The sequence below is a fragment of the Nocardia farcinica genome (assembly GCF_001182745.1).
GTDB lineage: Bacteria > Actinomycetota > Actinomycetes > Mycobacteriales > Mycobacteriaceae > Nocardia > Nocardia farcinica.
Genome location: NZ_LN868938.1, coordinates 2,538,259 through 2,553,342 on the forward strand (window position 1 = coordinate 2,538,259; position 15,084 = coordinate 2,553,342).

Here is a 15,084-nt window from a genome sequence, read left to right on the forward strand (position 1 = left end):
ACCCAACCTACCGTGCTAGAGACCCAGGTACTCCCGCAGCTCGAACGGTGTCACCTGGCTGCGGTAGTCGGCCCATTCGCGTCGCTTGTTGCGCAGGAAGAAGTCGAACACGTGCTCGCCCAGCGTCTCGGCGACCAGCTCGGAACGCTCCATCGCCTGCAGTGCCTCGTCGAGGGTGCCCGGCAGCTCGCGGAAGCCCATCGCGCGCCGCTCCGCCGAGGTCAGCGACCACACGTCGTCCTCGGCCTCCGGCGGCAGCGTGTAACCCTTCTCGATGCCGCGCATGCCGGCGGCCAGCAGCACCGCGAAGGTGAGGTAGGGGTTGCAGGCCGAATCGGGGCTGCGGATCTCGACGCGGCGCGAGGACGCCTTGTTCGGGGTGTACATGGGCACGCGCACCAGCGCCGAGCGGTTCGACCGGCCCCAGGACGCGGCCGTGGGCGCCTCGCCGCCGTGGATGAGCCGCTTGTAGGAGTTGACCCACTGGTTGGTGATCGCGCTGATCTCCGAGGCGTGCTCGAGGATGCCCGCGATGAACGCGCGGGCCGTGGCCGACAGGTTGTCCGGGTCGTCCGGGTCGGCGAAGGCGTTGGTCTCGCCCTCGAACAGGCTCATGTGGGTGTGCATCGCCGAGCCCGGCCACTCCGCGAACGGCTTGGGCATGAACGTGGCCCGCACGCCCTCGTCGATCGCCACCTCCTTGATGAGGTAGCGGAAGGTCATCACGTTGTCGGCCATCGACAGCGCGTCGGCGTAGCGCAGGTCGATCTCCTGCTGGCCGGGCGCGCCCTCGTGGTGGCTGAACTCCACCGAGATGCCCATCGATTCCAGGGCGTCGATGGCGTGCCTGCGGAAGTTCGGCGCCGCGTCGTGCACCGCCTGGTCGAAGAAACCACCGGAATCGGCGGGCCGCGGCGGTGAGCCGTCCTGCGGGCCGTTCTCGAGCAGGAAGAACTCGATCTCGGGGTGCACGTAGCAGCTGAACCCGACATCGCCCGCCTTGTTCAGCTGCCTGCGCAGCACGTGCCGGGGGTCGGCCCAGGACGGCGAGCCGTCGGGCATGGTGATGTCGCAGAACATCCGCGCCGAGTGCTGGTGGCCCTTGCTGGTGGCCCACGGCAGCACCTGGAAGGTGGAAGGATCCGGCCGCGCGACCATGTCGGCCTCCGAGACCCGGGCGAAACCCTCGATCGCCGATCCGTCGAAACCGATCCCCTCCTCGAAGGCGCCTTCGAGTTCGGCGGGGGCGATGGCCACGGACTTGAGGTAGCCCAAGACGTCGGTGAACCAGAGCCGTACGAAGCGGATGTCCCGCTCTTCGAGCGTCCGCAGCACGAATTCCTTCTGGCGATCCATGCTCGCGAGCGTAGGCACCCGGCGTTAAATCCGTGTTACATGAGGAATATGTGTTGTTTTTCCGACCGCGGCGCGACTCAGCAGGTGAGGCCCGCGGGCGGGATCGTCAGGTCGACGAGATAGGCGATGACGGCGCTGTCCAAGCACTCGTTGCCCGCCACCAGCGCGGCGGTGTGGCGGTTGCCGCGGAAGGTGACGAGCGCGGCGCCGAGCTGGGCGGCCAGGTCGACACCGGCTTGATAGGGCGTGGCCGGGTCCTCGGTGGTCGAGACCACCACCGTGGTGGGCAGGCCCTGCACGGAGATGCTGTGCGGCTCCCCCGAGTTGGGCACCGGCCAGGCGGCGCACAGTTCCAGCGGGGCGGCGCCGGTGCCGCGACCGTCGTCCAGGAAGGGTGCGGCCTTGCGGTACTCGGTGTCCTGGCGGGCGGCCACCGCCGGGTCGGTGACGCGCGGGTCGTCCACGCAGCGGATGGCGTTGAACGCGTCCTGGGTGTTGCGGTAGGTGCCGTCGTCGCGGCGGCCGTCGTAGAGGTCGGCCAGTTGCAGCAGCGTGTCACCGCGCCCGTCGCGCAGTTCCTGCAGACCGAGGGTGAGCACCTGCCACAGGTCGTCGGTGTAGAGGGTCTGGGTGACGCCGGTGATCGCGTCGTTGTAGCTCAGGCCGCGCGGGTCGGTGGTGGCGGCGGGCCGCTCCCACAGCGGGTCGACGAGTTCGCGGAAGCGGGCCACGGCCTGGGCCGGATCGGTGCCGAGCGGGCAGTCGGGGGTGCGGGCGCAGTCGGCGGCGTAGGCGTCGAAGGCGCGCTGGAAGCCCGCGGCTTGGCGCAGCGATTCCTGCACCGGGTCCTGGGAGGAGTCGACCGCGCCGTCGAGGACCAGGGCGCGCACCCGGTCGGGGAACTTCTCGGCGTAGAGCGACCCGAGCTTGGTGCCGTAGGAGTAGCCGAGGTAGGTCAGCTTCGGATCGCCCAGGACCGCGCGGATGACGTCCATGTCCTGCACCACCTCGCGGGTGCCGACGTGCTCGAGCAGTTCCGCACCGCTGCGTTGCGCGCACTTGGCCGCGTAGTCGCGGTTGTCGGCCTCGGCGGCGGCGATGCCCGCCGGGGTGTTGTCCTCGGGACGTTCGGCGCGCTCGGCGTCGGCTTCCGGCGGGGTCAGGCAGGTGATCGCCGGGGTCGAGGCGCCGACGCCGCGCGGATCGAAACCCACCCGGTCGAACCGCTCCGACAGCGGCGTCTGGTTCGCGATGGCGACGGTGTCGAGGCCGGAGACCCCCGGGCCGCCGGGGTTGAGCAACAGCGAACCGATCTTGGCTCCCGACGCCGGAATCCGCGACAGGGCGATCTGCGCGGTCGGCCCGGCCGGGTCGGCGTAGTCGACCGGCACCTCGATGCGGGCGCACTGCGCGTTGGGCGGCAGCCGCACCTGGTCGTCGGTGAAGCCGGCGCACGGCCCCCACGGCACCGCCTGCTCGTAGAACCGTTCCAGCCCGGCGGGCGCGGCAGGCATCGGCCCGGCCTGCTCACCCCGCTCGATCGTGCACCCGGCCGCCACCACGGCCAACGCCGCCACCAGCACCCCGCACCCACGCCGCAATCCCATGCCCCGATCCTGCCAGTTACCCCCGGCGGGCCCGGCGATCAGGCGCTGCCCACGCGTGCCGCGCACCTCGAACCCGGTACCGGCACCCGACGTGGCCGTCGCCGACCGCACCCGCTCACGGGCGGAGCAGGAAGTCCACCAACTCGGCGCGCTCGGCGGCGGAGGGCCGGCCGCCACGCGGGGAACTGGCCAGGTGCAGGGCGCCGATACCGATCGCGAAGGTCCATTCGGCGCGGCGCGCGGCGGTCTCGGGGTCGAATCCGTGATCGGCGAAGGCGCGACGCACCGCGCGGCGGGCGTGCCGGTCGGAGGCGCGCACGCTGGCGGCGGCGCGCGGGTCGGAGCGGGCCCATTCGCGCATCGCCCGCTCCAGCGTCCAGTGCCGGGGGCTCACGAGCAGGCCCATCATGGCGACCAGGCGTTCGCGCGGTGGCTGCTCGGCCAGGGCGTCCATCCGGCGGTGCTCGGCGTCGCTCCAGTCGCCCCAGGAGTCCACCAGGGCGTTCTTGAACGAGGTGATGTCCTGGAAATGGTGGTAGAAGCTGCCCTTGGTCACGCCCAGACGGCGGCACAGCTCGTCGACCTTGAGCGCGCGAAAGCCCTGCTCGGCCAGCACCGTGTACCCGGCCTGGAGCCAATCGTCGACCGTCAGCTGGACGGCACCGCGTGCCCGCGCCACCGGGCCAGCTTAGGTCGGGATCGTCCGCCCGGCGCTCGCGGCCTCGGCCGCGACACCCGCCACGATCCTGTCGGCCACGGAGTGCGCGGAGCGGACGGGGTCGCCGGGCGGTCGACCGTTGGCAGCCATCGAAGGCTGCGCGGTGGCGGATTTCGTGGTACCGCACGAGGACTGGATGCTTGTGCCCCGTGACCACGGCGCCGACAACATCTGCACCCCGGTCACGCGCACGCATCCAACGCCGCGATCGGACACCCGGACAAGGGACTCCACGAGATCGCCGACGCCTACCACTACTATCTGGTCCGAACCAGCGCGAGCCCCTCACCGAAGCGGTGCGGATCATCGGGGACTGGTTGCACCGACACGATCTGGCACCCACCACATGAACCCTTCCGACACCACCGAGACCCCCGGCGCGCTGGACGGCATCCGCGTGCTCGAGGTCGGCACCTTGATCTCCGGGCCGTTCGCCGCCCGCCTGCTGGGCGACATGGGCGCCGAGGTGCTCAAGATCGAGCCACCCGACCGTCCCGACCCGCTGCGCACCTGGGGGCAGGCCGAACTCGACGGCCACCACTTCTTCTGGACCGTGCACGCCCGCAACAAGAAGGCGCTCACGCTGAACCTGCGCGAGCCCGCGGGCCGCGACCTGTTCCTGGAGCTGGTCGCGCGCTCGGACATCGTCGTCGAGAACTTCCGCCCCGGCACCCTGGAGAAATGGGGCCTGGACTACGAGACGCTGCGCGCGCGCAACCGCGGCATCATCCTGGTGCGGGTGTCCGGCTACGGCCAGACCGGCCCGGACGCGCACAAGGCCGGGTACGCCTCGGTGGCCGAGGCCGCCAGCGGTCTGCGGCACATGAACGGCTTCCCGGGCGGTCCGCCGCCGCGCCTGGCGCTGTCGCTGGGTGACAGCCTGGCGGGCATGTTCGCGGTGCAGGGCGCGCTGGCCGCGCTCTACCGTCGCACCGTCACCGGCGAAGGGCAGGTCGTCGACGCCGCGCTGACCGAATCCTGCCTGGCCATCCAGGAATCCACCATTCCCGACTACGACGTGGGCGGGGTGGTGCGCGGCCCGTCCGGCACCCGCCTGGAAGGCATCGCGCCCTCGAACATCTACCGCAGCGCCGACGGCAGCTGGGTGGTGATCGCCGCGAACCAGGACACGGTCTTCCGTCGCCTGTGCGCCGCGATGGGGCAACCGGAACTCGCCGACGACCCGCGCTTCGCCGACCACGTCGCGCGCGGGCGCAACCAGGACGAGCTGGACCGCATCATCGGCGACTGGGCGGCGCAGCGGCAGCCCGACGACATCATCGCCACGCTCAACGCCGCCGGGGTGATCTCCGGGCCGATCAACACCGTGGCCGAGGTCGTGCGCGATCCGCAGCTGCGCTCGCGCGGCATGATCGCCGAGCACTACGACGAGCGGATCGGGCGCGCGGTGCTGGGGCCCGGCATCGTCCCGGTGCTGTCGCAGACGCCGGGACGGATCCGGAACGCGGGCTCGGCCCACCCGGGGCAGCACAACGAGGAGATCTACCGGGGGTTGCTGGGCAAGAGCGCCGAGGAGCTGGCGGAGCTGCGCGCGGCCGGGGTGGTCTGAACCGCCGTGGTGTCCGCGCTGCTGCTGCTCGTCGCGGCCGGGCAGCTGGCCTGTGTGGGGGTGTTGTGGACGCGGGTCACCCGGGTGCCGCGGGTCTGGTTGCTGGGTGTGGTCGGGGTGGGGCTGGCCTATGACTCGGCGGTGATCGGGCTGGGTGCGGTGCTCGGCGAGGGGGCTTTCCTGCACGTGCTGAGCGTGCCGCGGTTCGTCGCGCACGCGGTGCTCACGCCGTTGTTGATCGTCTGGGCGGCGGACCGGCTCGGGGCGCGGCGCGGCACGGAGGACGGGCGTCGCGACCGATCGGTGTCCGCTGCACGCGGTTGGTGGTGGACGGCCGTGGTGCTCACCGGCGCGCTGCTGGCCGGGGGTGTGCTGACCGAACTACCCCATCTGCGGCTGGTGCCGCGCGAGTACGCCGACACCCTGCGCTACGCGGCCGAACATCCCGCGCCGCCGGTGCCCGCGCTGGTGGTCGGCATCGTCATGCTCGCCGCCGGAATCGTGCTGTGGCGCAAGGAGTCCGCGCGGACGCTGCTGATCGGCACGGTGGTGCTGATCGGCGCGTCGGCGGCCGCCGTGGCCGTGCCGCCGCTCGGCAACGTGGGCGAGGCGGCGCTGCTCGTCGGGCTGGTCGCCGCCGAGCTGCATGCCCGGCGGGAGTCAGTCGGCGTCACCGTCTGATTCGGCCAGGACCACCACGCCGCTGTCGGCCTCGAGCAGCGGAATCGTCCGGGCCGCGGCGTCGTCGACGTGGATGCGGGGGTGCGTCGGCGGCTCGGATTCGTAGTAGGTGCCCGGGCCGTAGAGCTGGCCGTAGCGGACCACCACACCACCGATCCCGAGGACGGCCCGTTCGTGGACCGCGACGGCGTCACCGCGACCGGGCGGCGTCCAGGCGATGCTCTGCGCCAGGAAGCGCGGCGCGGCGGCCGCGGTGGCGGCCGCGATCAGGTTCGCGGTGCCCTCCGTGCGGATGCGGGCGTTGGCGTCGGCACGGGCGGGGATCTGCGCGGGGTCGTCGGGAAGGTCGGTGAGCTGATGCATGACCAGGTCGGGACGGAACCCGACCACCGCGTCGGTCAGCGCCGCCCGGTCGTAGACGTCCACGACCACCGGCACGCCACCCGCCGCCGCGATCCCCGCGGCCCGCTCGACGGCGCGGGTGGTACCCGCGACCTGGTGACCCGCCGCGACCAGCAGCGGCAGCAGCCGAACACCGAGAACGCCGGTCGCACCGGCGAGGAAGACGCGCACGGGGGGAGCTTAATGTTCGTGACGGTGCGGCCGTTCGCGACCGGATGCCTCCTACGGTCGATTCGGGATGCGATCGCGCGCGACGGCCGCGAGGTCGACCTGGCGATGGGCGTTCGACAGCGTCGTCACGGTGCAGGTGCCCAGCGGTCCGACGCGGTCGTACACGATCGCGGTGCCGATCGAGATGCCGGCGTCGGCGAAGGTGTTCTCGGCGTAGAGGCCGAGCTCGAAGCCAGCTGGCAGACGCGAGAGCGCCAGGGTGACATCGGCATTGATGTAACCGGCGCCGTGCGTGCCCCAGTGGCACACCTGATTCGCCGCGTCGGCGGTGAGTGCCGCCCGTCGGAAGGGCGTGGCCTGCTCCCCGATCACGACCGGCGGCATGCTGTGCCAGGACGCCTTGCGGTCGGCGTTCTGATTCGCCGCGAAATCCCCGGTCCAGGCCGCGCTGCCGCTCCGGAACAGCGGCGGCCCGCCGTCGACGGGCACGCAGCCCGGCGGCGGCACCGGCAGGTCGAGGTCCCGCGTCCACACCCGGCCCGGCGGCTGCTCGCCCCGGCGCAGAAACACCCCCGAGGCACGCACCCGTTCGTGCCCGCCCTGCACGATCCACACCTCCGCGACGACGATCCTGGAACCGGCGCGGATCACGTCGGAGCGGAGTTCGATCGGTGCGTCGAACACCGGCGCGAACAGATCGGCGGTGAATCGGGCGGGCACGAAACCCGTGGGGCACAGCGCTTCCAACCCTCGGCCCAGCAGCCCGCACACCGCCACGCCGCCGAGATGGTCCGGCCGCCACCAGCTCACCGCCACCGGTTCGGGGTGGAACACCTCACCCCGTCTGGTGAAGAACCCCACCATCGCCTACCACCCGTTCGCCGCCGTCCCGATCCGATTGCCGCCGAATGTAACCGGTGAAGCGGACGCACGGCGGTGGATCGGCCGAGCTTCTTCGCGTGCCCGGCCTGTTCGACCCCGAGCGCCCAGGCGACACCGCCTCGATCAGCCACAGCTTCGAGTACACGTCGACCCCGCCCTGGTCGCGGGCGCCGCCGGGCGGCACAACGGATTCTCCGGGAATCGCACTCGCCGCGGAGCTGCGGAACGCAAAGGTCTAGCGCGGTTCGCCGCCCAGCACCCACAGGTGGCCGAACGGGTCACGCACGCCGCCTTGCCGTCGACCGTACGGACGGTTCTCCACCGGAATCACGAGTTCGCCGCCGTGCCGGACCATCTGTGCTGCGGTCGCGTCGGGGTCGGGCACGGTGAGCATGATCAGCACCGGTGAGCCGCCGCTCGATTCGGGGTCACACCATCCCCACTCCGGAACGCTGTGGGCCAGGGCGAAGGTGGCCGCCGCGCCACCCGGGAGGCGAACTCGGGCGTCACTCCCGGGGCACGGCGCATCATCTCGCGCAAGCGCCGTGGGCTCAGGTGCGCCTCGCCGGCCAGTGTCGGCACCGGCACCGTCCCGCCACCGGCGCGGATCCTGCCCAGCGTCAGGAAGGCGTCGTCGGGTCCGGCGGCGCGATCGGTACCGACCAGCCGCTCGAGGAGGCGGACGCCCATGACGTGCACTCGGTCACCGACCGGCCGGCCGGCCAATTCCTCGCACAACGCGTCCACCCACCGCAGCACCGCGTCGGCCGCGAGACCGCCCGCGTCCACGTCGCTCAGCGGCACGCCGATGCCGCAGGGCTGCGGGCGCCAACTCGGCGTAGACCACCGGCCGCCGGGAGCACAGCACCGTCGCGGGCGTCGCGCCCCCGGCCGCATCAGTCCGGTCCCCACGGTCCGGGCGGTATGGACCGCGCCGTCGTAGCGGAACTCCAGCGGGGCGCCCAGGCTCACCACCACCGCGTCGACAGCGTCGAGACCGCCCGGTGCACACGATCGGGTCCCTCGTGTTCGCCCGCGGTCACCACGCCGATACCCACGGCCCGACACGCGCGACGCAGTTCCACCGTCGCGTCGTCGCACGGCGCGGCGGGCCGGGGGCGGTGACGGCGACGCATCCGCGGACGTCCCTGTGACCAATCGCACCCGCGTGCGCCCCTGTTTCCGCGGCGACCCCGGGTGGCACACTGGAGGCGTCAGAGAACCCGGGGACCCGAGAGCGGCCTCGAGGCGACAACACGAAAGGGACGACGATGTCCGTATCCGATTCGGAAACCCCTGCCTACGGTGCGGCGCAGCCAGCTCAGCCGCGGCGCAAGACGCGCATCCCGCACCTGCGGCAGATGAAGGCCGACGGTGAGCGCTGGGCGATGCTCACCGCCTACGACTACTCCTCGGCGCGACTGTTCGAGGAGGCGGGCATCCCGGTCCTGCTGGTCGGCGACTCCGCCGCCAACGTCGTCTACGGCTACGACACCACCGTGCCGATCACCGTCGACGAACTGATCCCGCTGGTGCGCGGCGTGGTGCGCGGCGCACCGCACGCCCTGGTGGTCGCCGACCTGCCGTTCGGCACCTACGAGGGCTCGGCGCAGCAGGCGCTGGCGGCCGCCACCCGTTTCATGAAGGAGGGCGGCGCGCACGCGGTGAAACTGGAGGGTGGCGAGCGCGTAGCCGAGCAGATCGCGCTGCTCACCGCCGCGGGCATTCCCGTGATGGCGCACATCGGTTTCACCCCGCAGAGCGTGAACACCCTCGGCGGGTTCCGGGTGCAGGGCCGCGGCGACGGCGCCGAACAGCTCATCGCCGACGCGATCGCGGTGCAGGAGGCGGGCGCGTTCTCGGTGGTGATGGAGATGGTGCCCGCGGAGCTGGCCGGACAGGTCACCCGCAAGCTCACCATCCCGACGATCGGCATCGGCGCCGGTCCCGACTGCGACGCGCAGGTGTTGGTGTGGCAGGACATGGCCGGGTACACCAGCGGCAAGACCACCAAGTTCGTCAAGCGCTTCGGCGACATCGGCGACCAGCTGCGCGCGGCGGCGGCCGCCTACGCCGCCGAGGTCCGCGAGGGCACCTTCCCCGGGCCCGAGCACAGCTTCTGACACGGCATCGAGCGGGCCGGCCGGTTCGCCGTCCGGCCCGCTCGTCCGTCGGTTGCGCGCCGCCCGCGGCGGGAAATGGCAGACTCGGAGCCGACATTCTCGACTCGAGCAGAGGTATCGATGCCGCACAGCCGTTGGATCTCCCGCAGCCCCATGCTGGTCGCCGCCGCGTTCGCCGTCGCGGCGTTGAGCGCGTGCGGCACGTCCGGTGACCCGAACCCCGCCGGTAGCTCGGGGCCGACCACCTCGTCGGCCACCACCACCCAGGCGCCCACCACCCAGCGACCGGAACCGCAGGTGAGCGAGGCGGCCGCGCAGAAGCTGTGCGACGCGATCCGCCCCGAACTCTCCAACTTCCGCGTCCAGGGCCCGACGCTCGGCCGGGTCGGATTGAACCTGATCGTGCACCCGTGGGGCCTGCAGAACGGCATCGACGTGCTCAACAACAAGACCGTCGTCGACACCGCGACCAGCAAGAGCTGCCCGGACGTGCGCCAGCAGGCCATCGAGGCGCTCGAGGTGCCGGATCTGGCGACGGTCGTCGTGGGGCTGTGATGCGCCGCGAACTGTATCCGCCGATCGAGCCGTTCGACTCCGGCATGCTCGACGTCGGGGAAGGCCAACGGGTGTATTGGGAGGTCAGCGGCAACCCCGAGGGCAAGCCGGTGGTCTTCCTGCACGGCGGCCCCGGCGGTGGTACCGCACCGCTGCACCGGCGCTTCTTCGACCCGGCCTGCTACCGGATCGTGCTGTTCGACCAGCGCGGATGCGGCCGCTCCACCCCGCACATCGCCGACGGCGCGGACCTGTCGGTCAACACCACCTGGCACCTCGTCGCCGACATCGAGGCGCTGCGCGAGCATCTGGGCGTCGAACGCTGGCAGGTGTTCGGCGGGTCCTGGGGCTCCACGCTGGCGCTGGCCTACGCGCAACGCCATCCCGAGCGGGTCACGGAGATGGTGTTGCGCGGAGTGTTCCTGTTGCGGCGCAAGGAGATCGACTGGTACTACAACGGCGCCGCCGGCTACGTCTACCCCGACGAGTGGGAGAAGTTCCTCGCACCGGTGCCCGCCGGCGAACGCGACGGCGACCTGGTGGCGGCCTACCACCGGCTGCTGCACTCCCCCGACCCCGCGGTGGTCGAGCGGGCGGCCGTCGCCTGGTCGGTGTGGGAGGGGTCGACGAGTTCCCTGCTGCCGCACCCGGATCGGGTCGCCGAGACCGCCGAGCCGCGGTTCGCGATCGCGTTCGCCCGCATCGAGAACCATTACTTCCGCCACGGCGGCTTCCTCGCCGAAGGCCAGCTGCTGCGCGACATCGACCGGATCGCGCACCTGCCGGTGGAGATCGTGCAGGGCCGCCACGACATCGTCTGCCCGGCGGTGAGCGCCTGGGAGTTGCACCGGGCGTGGCCGGGATCGCGGCTGCACATCGTCGACGACGCCGGACACGCGGCCAACGAGCCCGGCATCGTCCACCATCTGGTCGAGGCCACGGATCGGTTCGCGAAGGAGGGCTGAATGAGCGACGCCGGGTCCGCGCTCGCCGCCGCGCTGGCCGCCGACATCGATCGACTGCTCGCCGCCGAGCCCGAAGTGCGGGCCGACGCCCCCGATTCGGTGCATCAGATGCGGGTGGCGACGCGCAGGCTGCGCAGCGTGCTGAAGTCCTATCGCACACTGCTGCACAAGGATCCGGCCGCCGAACTCGGCGCGGAACTGCGATGGCTGGCCGGGTTGCTCGGCGCCGCCCGGGACGCGGAGGTGCGAGCCGAGCGTTTCACCGCCCTGCTCGCCGCCGACCGGGAGACCAGCGCGGATCGCCGCGCGGCCGTCGCGGCCCGGCTGGTCGACGGCGAGCGGGAGCGCTACGCGAGCGCCCATGCCGCGGTGCTGGACGTCCTCGACGGCGAGCGGTACCGCGCGCTGCGGCGGGCCCTCGAGCGCTGGCGCGCGCAGCCGCCGCTGCGCCCCGCCCGTGCCGCCCGGCCCGCCGCGGAGTTCTTCGGTGTGGTGCTCGAACGCGACAGCGAACGGTTGGAGGCGCAGATCCGCGGCGAGCCGAGCGTGCCGGCGGCCGACCGGCTCGAGGCGCTGCACGACATCCGCAAGAGCGCCAAACGGCTGCGCTACTGCGCCGAGGCCGCCGAGCGCGTGCTCGGCGAGGCCGCCGCCACCCAGCGGGAACGCGCCAAACACCTGCAAACCGTCCTCGGCGATCACCGCGACGCGGTGGAGTCCGAACACGCCCTGCTCGACGCCGCCGCCGCGGCCGAACGGGCGGGCGAGGACACCACCGTCTACCGCAACCTGGCGGCCACCGAAGCCGCCGCGGCGCAGCGGTGCCTGGCGCGGTATCCGCACGCGGCGCAGGTATTCACGCGAGCAGACTGACTGGTGCCGGGGCGCGCCGGACGGGAACCGATCAGGCTCGGTACGCGAAGCCGATCGTGCGGCTCACCGGGTCGGCCGTCGTCAGCGTCACCCGCACCCGCTGCCCTTCCGGCGGCTCGCCGGTGCACGGACCGAGCAGGGGCGGATCGGCGACGAAGATCTCCGCGGGCCGGTTGCCCTCGGCCGCCCGCAGCACCGACGCCTCGAACTCGGTGCCGATCCGGGGCGCCAGCAGGGTGGCCTCGGTGAGGTCGATGCAGGCGCGGTCGACCTTGTTCGCGAGACCGTCGGTGCGCTTCATCGTGTCGGCGGCCGCGGCGAGGCCCGCGCGCACCCAGGACGGCACCTCGGTGCCCGCGCACCGGGCCAGGCAGATCTCGGTGGTGAACCGATCGGACAGCCTGCGCAGCGGCGCGGTGACGTGGGCATAGGGCGCGCCGAGCCCACTGTGGTGCAACGACTCCTCGCCGTCGGCGCCGGTGAGGATCGTGTAGGCGGCGCCGCGCAGCAGGCTGGTCGCCTCCGACATCAGCACCAGGCCGGCGGGGCTGTTCGGATCGAGACCGGCCAGCAGCCTGCCTACCGGCACGTCCGCGGGCCAGGGCACACCCAGTGCGGCGGCGGTGCGGCGCAGGGAGGCGACCGCGGATTCCGGTGGCGACGGCATGGTGCGCAGCAACCCGATCCGCTCGGGCGCCGGGGTGTCGAGCATGATCCGCGCCGCGCACATGCCGGTGAGCAGCGAGACCTGCTCGTTCCAGTCGTCGGCGGCGGTGCGCGGCTCCAGCACGAGCCGCCAGTGTCCGTGGTTGGCGCCGTCGCGCACGACGCTCTGCGCGGGCAGGCGCAGCCCGATCGCGCCGCGGGCCAGGCCCGCCTCGATGCGCCGGGTGCCGAACTCCGGCAGGGCCGCGATCGAGGGGTGCAGGCGGCCCGCGTCGGCGTCGGCCTGCACGCCCGCGTAGTCGAGGCGGGCGCGGGAGCGCACCAGCGCCCTGGTCACCTCGTAGTGGACCGGCTCGGCGGCCTCGTCGAGTTCGATCGTCCACAGCGCGGCCGGGCGGACGCGGTCGGGAAGCAGGCTGGCGGCGTCTTCGGCGAGCACCGGGGGATGCAGCGGGACGGTGCCGTCCGGCAGGTAGAAGGTCTGGCCCCGGGCACCGGACTCGCGGGCGAGCGCGCCGTCCGGGGCGATCACGGCGCCGACGTCGGCGATCGCGTAGTGGAGCAGGAAACCCGTCTGCGTGCGCCGCAGGCACAGGGCCTGGTCGAGATCGAGGGCGCCGGGCGGGTCGATGGTGACCAGGTCGATGTCGGTGCGATCGACCCGGGTGCCCGCGAACGCGTCGGCCGCGTCGCGGGCTTCCGCGATGGCCTCGGCCGGATACGCCGAGGCCAACCCGAATTCGGATCTGATGGCGCCGAAGTCGACCGGCGCCGAGACGATCCGCTGGTGCAGTTCCACGTACGGGTACGTTACTGCAGGGCCAGCATGGTGCCGTTGAGCTGATCGAGCGGACCGAACACGGTGAAGGTCACCCGCCCGGTCGGGTACTGCGACGACAGCTCGGCCGCGGCGTCGAGCGCCTCACCGAACGACGGCGCGGACGGATGCGGCAGGCTGCCGATCACCCGTCCGAAGTTGTTGTCGGCCACCCATTTCGTATCGGCGTGGCTCAGGTCGACCTGCACGCCGCCCGGCAGCGGGGTCACGGCCACCGCATTCGCGGAACCGGCACCGAGCACGGCGAGAACAGAAGCGGCACCGGCGATGAAAGCACCGGCGACCAGGGAACGAACTACCCGCATATGTGTTGAGACCTGCTTCCCGCATAGATGTAACGAATCGGCCCGCTGCTGCCCGGCACCGGGCCCTGCCAACGGCGACCACTCTATGACGTCCATCACCCTGTGTGCCACTTCCACACAAATCCCCCACGAGCCGTCCCGACCGTCTCGGCGCACCGGGCCCGGACTGCTAGTGTTCGGTGGCCGGACCGGGCCGGAATTCTCTCGCCCGTTTCCAGCGAAGCCCCTACGTCGAACAATTGGAGTACCGCACTGATGTCATCGATCGTTTTCGATTACCTGCTGCCCCTGGTCGGCCCCGAGCAGGCCGCCTATTGGGCGCAGGTTTTCCTGATCGACCCGGCCTGATCCGCCCGCTTCCAGGCCATCGAGTCGTCGCCTTCCGTTCACCCGACGGGAGGCGACCTTCGCCCCGGGGCGGATACCATCCCGCGGCGTGACGAGAACCTCCGCCGCACTCGCGGTAAGCACCACCCTGTTCGCCCTGCTCATCGCGGGCTGTGGCGACAACGCCGATGATGCCGGCGCCCCGGGCACCAGCTCCTCCCCCGCCGCGTCCGCCCCGGCGGGCAGCGTCCCCGACACCGCCAAGGCGGGCATGTTCGTGGTCAGCTACCGCAGCGCCTTCCCCAAGCTCGCCGAGGGGCGCAGCGACGCCCAGATCGCCGAGTTGTTCACCGGCACCTGCTCCGACATCACCGGCGGCAAGTCCGAGGACGCCGTGGTCGACGGCATCGTCGAGCGCACCGGCTCCGGCGGCACCGCCGCCACCACCGAGGAAGCCCGCGCGATCTACACCACCGCCAAGTACATGTGCTGATGCCCCCGGCGCACCGCCGGCCGCGGCGGTGCGCCCCGAAAAGCGTTCCGCGCCAGGGCGATCCGGCGGGGCGGACGAGTTGGTCTGTAAGCCGGATCCTGTCCCCGGTTCGCACCGGGTGGCGGCCATCCATCTGGGCACACCGTCGCCGGGTGCCTCGAGCGGTCCACCCGCAGGCTCGGGCGAGCAGCCCTCGAGCGCCTGCGCAGCCGCACTCGCGAACGAATGCGACCTTCGACCTTGCTCCGGGCGGGGTTTACCGAGCCGCCCCGGTCACCCGGGGCGCTGGTGCGCTCTTACCGCACCGTTTCACCCTCACCGCACGGCCCCGCAGGGCCGTGGGCGGTCTGTTTTCTGTGGCACTGTCCCGCGGGTCACCCCGGGTTGCCGTTAGCAACCGCCCTGCTCTGTGGAGTCCGGACTTTCCTCGGCGCCGGGCTGCGACACCAGCGTGCCCGTTCCCGTCGCCGCGGCCGCCCGACCAACTCGTCCGCCTGTCCAGACTACCCGCCGCGCCCGCCCCGGCCGGTGGGCGGGCCCGTCCGCCAGTAC

General features: G+C 72.2%; 16 protein-coding genes and 1 other RNA gene. 7 read left to right on the forward strand and 10 right to left on the reverse strand.

The window, feature by feature from the left end; all coding sequences use genetic code 11:
* Window positions 1–15 precede the first annotated feature (15 nt).
* From glnA to AMO33_RS12205, 3 genes are all read right to left on the reverse strand, one after another.
* On the reverse strand, window positions 16–1,356 hold the full coding sequence (gene glnA, locus AMO33_RS12195) for a type I glutamate--ammonia ligase (RefSeq protein WP_011208191.1): 1,341 nt from the start codon (window positions 1,354–1,356) through the stop codon (window positions 16–18).
* A gap of 77 nt (window positions 1,357–1,433) precedes the next feature.
* The gene (locus AMO33_RS12200; RefSeq protein ID WP_060593453.1) at window positions 1,434–2,963 is read right to left on the reverse strand and encodes an alpha/beta hydrolase; all 1,530 of its coding nucleotides are present in this window, start codon (window positions 2,961–2,963) and stop codon (window positions 1,434–1,436) included.
* A 115-nt stretch (window positions 2,964–3,078) separates the two neighbouring features.
* The gene (locus AMO33_RS12205) at window positions 3,079–3,642 is read right to left on the reverse strand and encodes a TetR/AcrR family transcriptional regulator (protein WP_060592668.1); all 564 of its coding nucleotides are present in this window, start codon (window positions 3,640–3,642) and stop codon (window positions 3,079–3,081) included.
* A gap of 385 nt (window positions 3,643–4,027) precedes the next feature.
* Here AMO33_RS12205 and AMO33_RS12215 point away from each other — a divergent pair, with 385 nt between their 5' ends.
* Both AMO33_RS12215 and AMO33_RS12220 read left to right on the forward strand, forming a co-directional pair.
* The gene (locus tag AMO33_RS12215) at window positions 4,028–5,251 is read left to right on the forward strand and encodes a CaiB/BaiF CoA transferase family protein (protein WP_060592670.1); all 1,224 of its coding nucleotides are present in this window, start codon (window positions 4,028–4,030) and stop codon (window positions 5,249–5,251) included.
* A gap of 6 nt (window positions 5,252–5,257) precedes the next feature.
* Window positions 5,258–5,932, forward strand: coding sequence for a hypothetical protein (locus AMO33_RS12220; RefSeq protein WP_060592671.1), 675 nt, complete (start codon window positions 5,258–5,260; stop codon window positions 5,930–5,932).
* Here the strand turns inward: AMO33_RS12220 and AMO33_RS12225 are convergent.
* From AMO33_RS12225 to AMO33_RS12240, 4 genes are all read right to left on the reverse strand, one after another.
* Window positions 5,912–6,505: an NAD-dependent epimerase/dehydratase family protein gene (locus tag AMO33_RS12225; RefSeq protein ID WP_060592672.1), complete on the reverse strand. Its 594-nt coding sequence runs from the start codon at window positions 6,503–6,505 to the stop codon at window positions 5,912–5,914. The two genes, AMO33_RS12220 and AMO33_RS12225, sit on opposite strands and share 21 nt — an antisense overlap.
* A gap of 51 nt (window positions 6,506–6,556) precedes the next feature.
* Window positions 6,557–7,369 carry an acyl-CoA thioesterase domain-containing protein gene (locus AMO33_RS12230; protein ID WP_060592673.1) on the reverse strand — a complete coding sequence of 271 codons (813 nt, stop codon included), beginning with the start codon at window positions 7,367–7,369 and terminating at the stop codon, window positions 6,557–6,559.
* A gap of 253 nt (window positions 7,370–7,622) precedes the next feature.
* The gene (locus AMO33_RS12235; protein WP_338068923.1) at window positions 7,623–7,781 is read right to left on the reverse strand and encodes a VOC family protein; all 159 of its coding nucleotides are present in this window, start codon (window positions 7,779–7,781) and stop codon (window positions 7,623–7,625) included.
* Between the two features lie 2 nt (window positions 7,782–7,783).
* Entirely contained in the window at window positions 7,784–8,191 is a 408-nt protein-coding gene (locus tag AMO33_RS12240; protein ID WP_060592674.1) for a hypothetical protein, read from the reverse strand.
* 467 nt (window positions 8,192–8,658) lie between these two features.
* Here AMO33_RS12240 and panB point away from each other — a divergent pair, with 467 nt between their 5' ends.
* From panB to AMO33_RS12260, 4 genes are all read left to right on the forward strand, one after another.
* Window positions 8,659–9,510 carry a 3-methyl-2-oxobutanoate hydroxymethyltransferase gene (gene panB / locus AMO33_RS12245; protein ID WP_060592675.1) on the forward strand — a complete coding sequence of 284 codons (852 nt, stop codon included), beginning with the start codon at window positions 8,659–8,661 and terminating at the stop codon, window positions 9,508–9,510.
* 120 nt (window positions 9,511–9,630) lie between these two features.
* Window positions 9,631–10,065: a hypothetical protein gene (locus tag AMO33_RS12250; protein WP_060592676.1), complete on the forward strand. Its 435-nt coding sequence runs from the start codon at window positions 9,631–9,633 to the stop codon at window positions 10,063–10,065.
* On the forward strand, window positions 10,065–11,030 hold the full coding sequence (pip, locus tag AMO33_RS12255; RefSeq protein WP_060592677.1) for a prolyl aminopeptidase: 966 nt from the start codon (window positions 10,065–10,067) through the stop codon (window positions 11,028–11,030). The genes AMO33_RS12250 and pip overlap by 1 nt, the downstream gene beginning before the upstream one ends.
* Window positions 11,031–11,903: a CHAD domain-containing protein gene (locus AMO33_RS12260; RefSeq protein WP_060592678.1), complete on the forward strand. Its 873-nt coding sequence runs from the start codon at window positions 11,031–11,033 to the stop codon at window positions 11,901–11,903.
* 31 nt (window positions 11,904–11,934) lie between these two features.
* Here AMO33_RS12260 and AMO33_RS12265 read toward each other — a convergent pair whose 3' ends face one another.
* Both AMO33_RS12265 and AMO33_RS12270 read right to left on the reverse strand, forming a co-directional pair.
* Entirely contained in the window at window positions 11,935–13,368 is a 1,434-nt protein-coding gene (locus AMO33_RS12265) for an RNB domain-containing ribonuclease (protein WP_011208177.1), read from the reverse strand.
* Window positions 13,369–13,379: 11 nt separating this feature from the next.
* Window positions 13,380–13,829 (reverse strand): hypothetical protein, encoded by a 450-nt coding sequence (locus tag AMO33_RS12270; protein ID WP_228787242.1) that lies wholly within the window; start codon window positions 13,827–13,829, stop codon window positions 13,380–13,382.
* A gap of 319 nt (window positions 13,830–14,148) precedes the next feature.
* Between AMO33_RS12270 and AMO33_RS12275 the strand changes: the two genes are divergently transcribed.
* On the forward strand, window positions 14,149–14,532 hold the full coding sequence (locus AMO33_RS12275) for a hypothetical protein (protein WP_011208175.1): 384 nt from the start codon (window positions 14,149–14,151) through the stop codon (window positions 14,530–14,532).
* Window positions 14,533–14,603: 71 nt separating this feature from the next.
* Here the strand turns inward: AMO33_RS12275 and rnpB are convergent.
* Window positions 14,604–15,021, reverse strand: an RNA gene (gene rnpB, locus AMO33_RS12280) — RNase P RNA component class A.
* Between the last annotated feature and the right edge of the window lie 63 nt (window positions 15,022–15,084).

Excerpts from the sequence above, each read along its gene's own strand:
- AMO33_RS12260 (WP_060592678.1), top strand. The coding sequence starts at position 11,031 with ATGAGCGACGCCGGGTCCGCGCTCGCCGCCGCGCTGGCCGCCGACATC.
- glnA (WP_011208191.1), bottom strand. The coding sequence starts at position 1,356 with ATGGATCGCCAGAAGGAATTCGTGCTGCGGACGCTCGAAGAGCGGGAC.
- AMO33_RS12230 (WP_060592673.1), bottom strand. The coding sequence starts at position 7,369 with ATGGTGGGGTTCTTCACCAGACGGGGTGAGGTGTTCCACCCCGAACCG.
- AMO33_RS12250 (WP_060592676.1), top strand. The coding sequence starts at position 9,631 with ATGCCGCACAGCCGTTGGATCTCCCGCAGCCCCATGCTGGTCGCCGCC.
- panB (WP_060592675.1), top strand. The coding sequence starts at position 8,659 with ATGTCCGTATCCGATTCGGAAACCCCTGCCTACGGTGCGGCGCAGCCA.
- AMO33_RS12235 (WP_338068923.1), bottom strand. The coding sequence starts at position 7,781 with ATGCTCACCGTGCCCGACCCCGACGCGACCGCAGCACAGATGGTCCGG.
- AMO33_RS12200 (WP_060593453.1), bottom strand. The coding sequence starts at position 2,963 with ATGGGATTGCGGCGTGGGTGCGGGGTGCTGGTGGCGGCGTTGGCCGTG.
- pip (WP_060592677.1), top strand. The coding sequence starts at position 10,065 with ATGCGCCGCGAACTGTATCCGCCGATCGAGCCGTTCGACTCCGGCATG.
- AMO33_RS12215 (WP_060592670.1), top strand. The coding sequence starts at position 4,028 with ATGAACCCTTCCGACACCACCGAGACCCCCGGCGCGCTGGACGGCATC.